The organism is Escherichia sp. KCJ4928 (assembly GCF_004352695.1).
Lineage (GTDB): Bacteria > Pseudomonadota > Gammaproteobacteria > Enterobacterales > Enterobacteriaceae > ECMA0423.
The window spans coordinates 1-7,094 of record NZ_SJWV01000195.1 but is presented as its reverse complement, the minus strand read 5'-3'; the positions used below and the strand labels follow the sequence as shown (position 1 = coordinate 7,094).

Here is a 7,094-nt window from a genome sequence, read left to right as displayed (position 1 = left end):
AGCGTAGATAAATGTGTGAGATCAATAACTGAAAATTATCAGTTTTGCTTTGCCTTGCTTGCTGGTCCTGGCTGGTTGTTCAACCTCTTCTCAGCCAGAAGCACCTAAACCGCCGCAGATTGGTATGGCAAATCCGGCGTCGGTCTATTGCCAGCAGAAGGGCGGGACGCTCATTCCAGTGCAGACAGCGCAAGGGGTCAGCAACAATTGCAAATTACCGGGCGGTGAAACGATTGATGAATGGGCATTGTGGCGACGGGACCATCCGGCTGGTGAAAAATAACCGCCGGATGCTGTACTAAAATCACAAGCTACGTAGCCAGTCGGCCAGCACCAGCGCATGGTTCTGCGTGGTGTTTTTTGCTGCGTAGAGCAGGGTCAGCGGCTGTTTTTTGGCGATGTCCGCCAGCCGCTTTCCTTCTTGCTCGTGTTGCGCCAGTTCTGCAAGATATTGCTCGCGAAAGGTTGCAAAATCGACGACTTCGCCGTGAAAGGCTTTGCGCAGTTCCGTTGACGGCGTGATTTCTTTATCCCACTCATCAAGGGCTAAATCGGTTTTTTTGATACCGCGCGGCCAGAGGCGGTCGACCAGTACGCGATAACCATCGCTCTGTTCAGCCGGATCATAAACGCGTTTGCACTGAATATTCATCGTGTTTGTTCTCCCTTTCACGCATGATTTGTCACGTCACTATAGCACCGGATATTAGCGAATTTCTTTGTCTCTCCCGGCGCAAAGTCCGAAAATCGCCATCAGTAGTGAAAGTATGGCAACACCCATCAGTGGTACGGACCAGTCACCGTTAGCATCGTGTATTTTACCCATCAGCGGCGGCCCACAGGCTGCCAGCAAATACCCGACGGATTGTGCCATCCCCGAGAGTGCCGCCGCCTGATGCGCAGAACTTGCCCGAAGACCAATGAACGTCAACCCCAGTATCATTGTTGCGCCGGAACCAAAACCGAAAAGCAGAGTCCAGGTGATCGCGTGCGCTGGCATAAAGCAGAGCCCAACAGCGCCCACTGCGCACATCAAGGCAACGAACGCTGCAATACCACGCTGATCTTTCACATGATGTAAGAAAAGAGGGATCAGCAAACCGGGAGCTGCTGTGGCTAGTTGCAGCAAACCATGCAGTGAACCCGCCTGTGCTTCGCTATAGCCGCGACTGATGAGGATCGCCGGAAGCCAGCCAATAATCACGTAATAGACCAGTGAGTTGATCCCAAGAAACAATGTGACCTGCCAGGCAAGCGGCGAACGCCAGATACCCCGAGTATGTAAGGCGCGCGAGGTACTCAAATTTGCATGTTGTTGGCTTCGCCACTGTGGCAGCCATAAAAAAAGAGCCAGCAGAGGAAAACACATCAGCATGAACAACGCGCCTTGCCAGCCAAAACCGTTCAAAGCCAGCGGCACGACCATAGCCGATCCCAGTGCCGCTGCAGCTCCCATTGTCAGGGAATATGCGCCGGTAAGTCTGGCGACGGAATGAGGGAAATCGCGTTTAATTAATCCTGGCAGTAAGACATTGCCTAATGCAATCCCACCGCCAATGACCGCTGTACCGCCAAATAATAAGTAAGGCGAAGGGAGAGAACGAATTGCGATACCTGCACAGATCAAAAGTAACGCGGCAAACAGGCTACGTTCCATACCAAAACGTCGCGCCACCGGGGCAGCCAAAGGTGAGATTAGCGCAAAGGCCAATAATGGCAGGGTGGTTAATAAGCCGGTTTGCGCTGTCGTCAGCGAGTAAGCGGAACGAATCGTATCCAGTAACGGCGCTGCGCCGGTAAAGGTGACGCGTAATGTTGTGGCAATCATCAGAATGCCAGCGATAAGGACAATCCTGTTTTTGCCGCTTAATGAAGTTGAACAGGTCATATGCTTCTCATTGTTACAAACGAGGCTGTACCTTACCGTTTTTATTGTTATGTTGAATCAAGCTAAAATGACAAATTATCGCTAAATTCGGACAAAATGATGCACAGGTTGAATCTCAATGGCTATGAACCCGACCGACACCATGAAGCCGCGGTCGCATTTTGTATTCACGCCGGAACGGATGAGTTAACCAGTCCTGTACATCAGCACCGCAAAGGACAGCTGATACTAGCATTACATGGTGCAATTACCTGTACGGTGGAAAATGCTTTGTGGATGGTGCCGCCGCAATATGCGGTTTGGATACCGGGCGGGGTGGAACATAGCAATCAAGTGACAGCTAACGCTGAACTCTGTTTTCTGTTTATCGAACCCAGCGCAGTGACAATGCCGACAACATGTTGCACATTGAAAATATCGCCCTTATGCCGGGAATTGATTTTAACCCTGGCAAACAGGACGACGACTCAGCGTGCTGAGCCGATGACCCGCAGATTAATTCAGGTCCTGTTTGATGAACTCCCTCAGCAGCCACAACAACAGCTGCACCTGCCCGTTTCTTCTCATCCTAAAATCCGCACGATGGTGGAGATGATGGCGAAAGGGCCCGTCGAGTGGGGGTCATTAGGGCAATGGGCTGGCTTTTTTGCGATGAGTGAACGCAATCTTGCGCGACTGATAGTAAAAGAGACGGGGTTGAGTTTTCGCCAGTGGCGTCAGCAGTTACAGCTGATTATGGCACTTCAGGGATTAGTGAAAGGCGATACTGTACAGAAAGTTGCTCATACGCTGGGGTATGATTCAACAACGGCCTTTATTACTATGTTTAAGAAAGGCCTGGGGCAAACGCCAGGCCGATATATTGCGGGATTAACTACTGTTTCCCCACAATCAGCGAAACCAGACCCGCGGCAATAAGCGGGCCGACCGGTACGCCGCGAAACAGCGCCACGCCTAAAACAGTGCCTACCAGCAGCCCGGCGACCAGTTGCGGCTGGCTGCCCATTAAGGTCACGCCGCGCCCACCCAGCCAGGAGACAATAACGCCTACTGCAATTGCCACCAGCGATTTCCAGTTCAGAAACGAGTGAATCAAGGTTGAGGGCGGTAGCGTCCCGCTGGCGATGGGGGCCATAACGCCAATCGTCAGAATGATTATCCCGATACTTAGCCCCTGTTTTTCAATCCACGGGAAAAAGGTGCCTAACGGTGTGACGCGGACAATGATCAACACCAGAATTGAAACGGCGACAGTGGTGTTATGACTGATAAAGCCCAGCGCAGCTAACCCGAGCAGGATCAGCAAAGTGACATCAAACATCGTGGTTTCCTTGCCAAAAAATAATAAGCCTGCTTACTTTACGCTTGCTGCAGGAAGGAAGTAGAAAATCTTTACGTTTTTTGCATAAAAAATCAGGCGAACTGTCATCAAACTGCCATTTGTGCACGCTAACAATAACGTGAAAACAGCTATCTCCCGGGGGCATGCTATGAACGATCAAATGTTCGTCGAGACACTGATTATCACGTCATCGTTTTTTGCCATTGCTGTTGTGCTGGTTTTGTCCGTTCTGCTTATTGAACGGACAGGCTAGTTACGCAGTGCGGCGGAAATTGAGCAGTTCTGGTTGCGCAATGCGCAAATAATCCGTGGTTTTCAAAATAACGGATTTATCCAGCATCCCTGCATTGAAGGCGATTTCATCAAATCGTTCGAAGAGTAGAGGGTCGGCAACCAGTTTGAGTTTTGGATGGAAGCTGAAAGGGGGGATCGCGCCGAAGACACAGCCTGTGAGTTCATCGACTTCCGCCGGGCTGGCCAACGAAGCGCGTAATCCGCCTATATGGCTGGCGAGTTGGCTCAGATCGGCCTGTTGATCGGCAGCGAGGATCGCCAGAACATGTTGATTTACGCCATTGCCTTTGACTTTACATACCAGTGCCTTAGCTCCCTGGCCTAAAGGGGTGCCACGAATTTCTGACACCGCTTCACATTTACCTACCGCTTCATGGGTAACGACGCGGAAGTTAGCACCTTCTTGTGATAATAAAGCGATTAACCGCTGATGCGTCACGCTTCCTTTAGCCATTTCAGTCATTTCACGCTCCTGAGATTACAAGCAAACAACCACAGAAGGTTATCATGAACGGCTGTTTTTGTTCTGCTTATTGACATATAAACGCTCATCGGAAGCTTTATACGCATCATGTAACGTATCGTTTTCTTTCATCGCGTAAATACCGGAAGAGAAGCCGATCTCTTTCTGCGGCGCGATATGTTGCAGACGTTTTTCGATACGTTCAGGCAGTTGTGCTGCAATTTGCGGCGTCGAATCGACAAGAATGATGCAGAATTCATCGCCACCGAGTCGGATGGCATAATCACTTTTACGAATCGATTGTTTAATCGCCTGAGCTAACAACGTAATCGCTAAATCCCCTTCCTGATGACCGAGGGTGTCATTTATTAGCTTTAACTTGTCCATGTCAATTGCAATAAACATCACCGAAGAACCGGATTGCACCAGTTTCTGCAACCGCTGCTCCAGTTCAGGGGTTAAAATTTTGCGATTATACAGTCCAGTCATCGCATCACTAATATTTTCTCGCGACACATTTTGGTATAAGCGGAAGTGCATCCGCACCATATTCAGCAAAATTAACGCCGTCAAAATCCAGAACAGAACGCTTTTCCACGAAGACGTGATAAAGTAAAGAATATCAATGGATAACGAGACACGAATGCCGCCCGGTAAGTCATGGACGTAACTGACATACTGGAACAGATTATCTTCGCTCTGGTTGATGATAATGTCGCGCCCCGAATCGGTATCGGTTAGCGTGACATTGAGAAAACGCCAGAGGAGAGGGCGGTCATGAGTGTAAAAGATATTCCGCAAATTGTTTTTGTTAATATCCAGCAGCACAATCCCTTTTAGCTGCCCTGCGACATATACCGGCGTCAGCAAACTCATCACGTTCTGTTTAGTACGCTGATCCTGGTAAATGCTCGACAATACGGTACGCCCGGTAAATACCTTTTCAATATCTTTGCGATCGATGCCAATACTTCCTGACTGCAGGAAGGACCAGTTATTCATCGCAAAGTATTCAACATTAACCGGCTCATAAAAATAGACATAGCGGTCATTGAGATCGAGATAATAGTGAAATTTCTCTTCGGCCATCCCAAGACCTGAACCGTAATCATCCTGGTGGCGGTTGCCTTCCACTGCCTGATCAAAAGCGGGTAATAGTGCTGCAGCTTCCACAATTGTGTCGCAGTCAGTGGATGCGGTTTGTAGTGTGCCGCGTAAGCCCGGGTATTTATGGGCAGTCAGGTTTAAGCCATGGGTATTATTGGCAGACTCAAAAGCCTCGCAGATGGCGCGCCGCTGTTCTGGCGACACTTCCGACTGCTCAGCAGCGAGAGCGCGCATCACATGCGCGGCAATACTCTGATTCTGATACTTATCATAAAGAAAGGAGGAGTCTGCTTTCTGCACGATATAGCGCAGATAGGCACTCATTGCTCTGTCGCTGGCGACAAGTTCAAAAATAAGGAAGGAAGATGTCAGCACAATGACACTTGCGGCGATAAAATGCCGGAGCATTCTATGGTGCAATTTCATGATAAATGGCACTCCTTCGGTTAGTGAAACGAGAAAACCAGATAAAGTTCGATTGCGGCCTGGCACAGGGGCGCTAATTATACTCATCTCTGCGCCGCTGGGGAGGGGAAATTTAGGGGTAATAGTAATAAATTGTATGCAAAAGCCACGCAAAAAGCATGGCTCTGAATATTTTTGCACTTAAATATGATGAATAATCACTTTGTTGCCCCCCTCGCTTTTCGCTTCGCGTAAGGCTTTATCTGCTTCCGTCATGACAAGCGAGATATTACGCGTGTCACCCGTTGAAAAAACCGTGCCAATACTGATGGTCATTTGTTCAGGAACATCATATCTGTTACTAAAGCCGGTCAGGAGTTCGACATTTTTACGCATACGTTCCGCAATGATTTTTGCCTGGGCACTATTGAGTTCGGTAAATAGCAAGCCAAACACCTCACCCTCCAGTCGCGCTAAAATATCATCAGGGCGGATGCTTTGCTGGATAATATCGACAATTGAAACCAGCACTTTATCACCCACACGATGTCCCCATTGGGCATTGATGCGTTTGAACTGATTAATATCAACCAGCATGACACAGAAGTCCTTAACAACAGGTCGCGACAATAATGACTCTACGCTGTTGAAAAAGTAGCGCCGATTATAAATATTGGTCAGCACATCATGAACTGCCAGTTTGCTGGAGAGTTGCAGTTCCTGAAAAATGTTATAAATCAGAAAAGACACAACAAACAGTTTACTGGAAACTTCAATCCCGCGACTGATATACCAGATGGTGTAATTATACTCATCCAGAGTCAGTAGAAGTAAGTTGCAGCATAGCGATGCCAGACATAATAATGCTATTAACGGCCATAGTTCGCTGGCTAATCGTGTACGCATGATAATAAAGAACAGTAAAAATGCCCACAGACAAACCAATATTTTTGTATAGTTGATTCCCCAGGTCGCAGTATGGTTGTCCGGACAGTAGTCGACGACATACAAAGAATAGTCAGCGTTATAACTGCTCAGATTGTGTGCCAGAAGGGGAAAAACTAAAAAAGGAATCAGCGCCAGCAACAGGATTCCCGTTTTTTTCTTATTGTTGTCAAGGATGTTGTCTTTTCCATAACAAAAGAGTGCCAGCGAGGTTAAACAAATAAAACTGAGTTGGCGGAAAATATAGAAAATAGAAACATCATTCGACTTTGTCTGGATCAGTGTACTGCCGTTAATTGGTTTATGGATAATTACAATGGTTTCAACTAAATAGATAAGGCCACTTAAAAATGCAAGGCTTAAAATGAGTGTTGGTAAAATTTGTTTGTTAGTGAAATATTTCATTAACATGAAAAGAAAAATGACGGCGTTAAGGAAAAACAAAGCCACAACAACCATCAGGTAATTCATCTGTGGGATGAGTTTTACATTTGTGTTTTCGTTATATAATGTGGTGATGCAAAATAAAATTAACGTCAGCAATAAACTGAAAATAAAAAAGCTTTGAGCTTTTAATTTTTGTGTACCCATAGAAACCATAAAAAGGAGAGCAATGTGAGTGCTGGATTTTATTGATGGCAGAGATATAT

The 7,094-nt window shown here is 47.3% G+C and carries 9 protein-coding genes; 3 read left to right on the top strand and 6 right to left on the bottom strand.

Annotation, left to right across the window (positions count from 1 at the left end; all coding sequences use genetic code 11):
* The first annotated feature begins 28 nt into the window (after nt 1-28).
* A complete protein-coding gene (yoaF, locus tag E0D98_RS19895; RefSeq protein WP_000691903.1) occupies nt 29-283 on the top strand; it encodes a DUF333 domain-containing lipoprotein YoaF in 255 nt (84 codons plus the stop codon).
* A 21-nt stretch (nt 284-304) separates the two neighbouring features.
* Here the strand turns inward: yoaF and E0D98_RS19890 are convergent, their stop codons facing one another.
* Both E0D98_RS19890 and nimT read right to left on the bottom strand, forming a co-directional pair.
* On the bottom strand, nt 305-652 hold the full coding sequence (locus E0D98_RS19890) for a DUF488 domain-containing protein (RefSeq protein WP_001297652.1): 348 nt from the start codon (nt 650-652) through the stop codon (nt 305-307).
* A gap of 54 nt (nt 653-706) precedes the next feature.
* Nucleotides 707-1,888 (bottom strand): 2-nitroimidazole transporter, encoded by a 1,182-nt coding sequence (nimT, locus tag E0D98_RS19885; protein WP_000128477.1) that lies wholly within the window; start codon nt 1,886-1,888, stop codon nt 707-709.
* Nucleotides 1,889-1,984: 96 nt separating this feature from the next.
* Here nimT and nimR point away from each other — a divergent pair, with 96 nt between their 5' ends.
* The gene (gene nimR, locus E0D98_RS19880; RefSeq protein WP_000972250.1) at nt 1,985-2,806 is read left to right on the top strand and encodes a DNA-binding transcriptional regulator NimR; all 822 of its coding nucleotides are present in this window, start codon (nt 1,985-1,987) and stop codon (nt 2,804-2,806) included.
* Here the strand turns inward: nimR and E0D98_RS19875 are convergent.
* Nucleotides 2,763-3,209 carry a DUF441 domain-containing protein gene (locus tag E0D98_RS19875; protein WP_050877018.1) on the bottom strand — a complete coding sequence of 149 codons (447 nt, stop codon included), beginning with the start codon at nt 3,207-3,209 and terminating at the stop codon, nt 2,763-2,765. The two genes, nimR and E0D98_RS19875, sit on opposite strands and share 44 nt — an antisense overlap.
* Before the next feature lie 169 nt (nt 3,210-3,378).
* Between E0D98_RS19875 and yoaI the strand changes: the two genes are divergently transcribed.
* Nucleotides 3,379-3,483 (top strand): small membrane protein YoaI, encoded by a 105-nt coding sequence (gene yoaI, locus E0D98_RS19870; RefSeq protein ID WP_000999630.1) that lies wholly within the window; start codon nt 3,379-3,381, stop codon nt 3,481-3,483.
* Here yoaI and yeaK read toward each other — a convergent pair whose 3' ends face one another.
* The 3 genes from yeaK to E0D98_RS19855 all read right to left on the bottom strand — a co-directional run bounded on the left by yeaK (nt 3,484) and on the right by E0D98_RS19855 (nt 7,092).
* A complete protein-coding gene (gene yeaK / locus E0D98_RS19865) occupies nt 3,484-3,987 on the bottom strand; it encodes a mischarged aminoacyl-tRNA deacylase (protein ID WP_050877019.1) in 504 nt (167 codons plus the stop codon).
* A gap of 42 nt (nt 3,988-4,029) precedes the next feature.
* A complete protein-coding gene (dgcJ, locus tag E0D98_RS19860) occupies nt 4,030-5,520 on the bottom strand; it encodes a diguanylate cyclase DgcJ (protein WP_001295489.1) in 1,491 nt (496 codons plus the stop codon).
* Nucleotides 5,521-5,700: 180 nt separating this feature from the next.
* Complete coding sequence (locus E0D98_RS19855) at nt 5,701-7,092, bottom strand: GGDEF domain-containing protein (protein WP_233396794.1); 1,392 nt, start codon at nt 7,090-7,092, stop codon at nt 5,701-5,703.
* Nucleotides 7,093-7,094 lie beyond the last annotated feature (2 nt).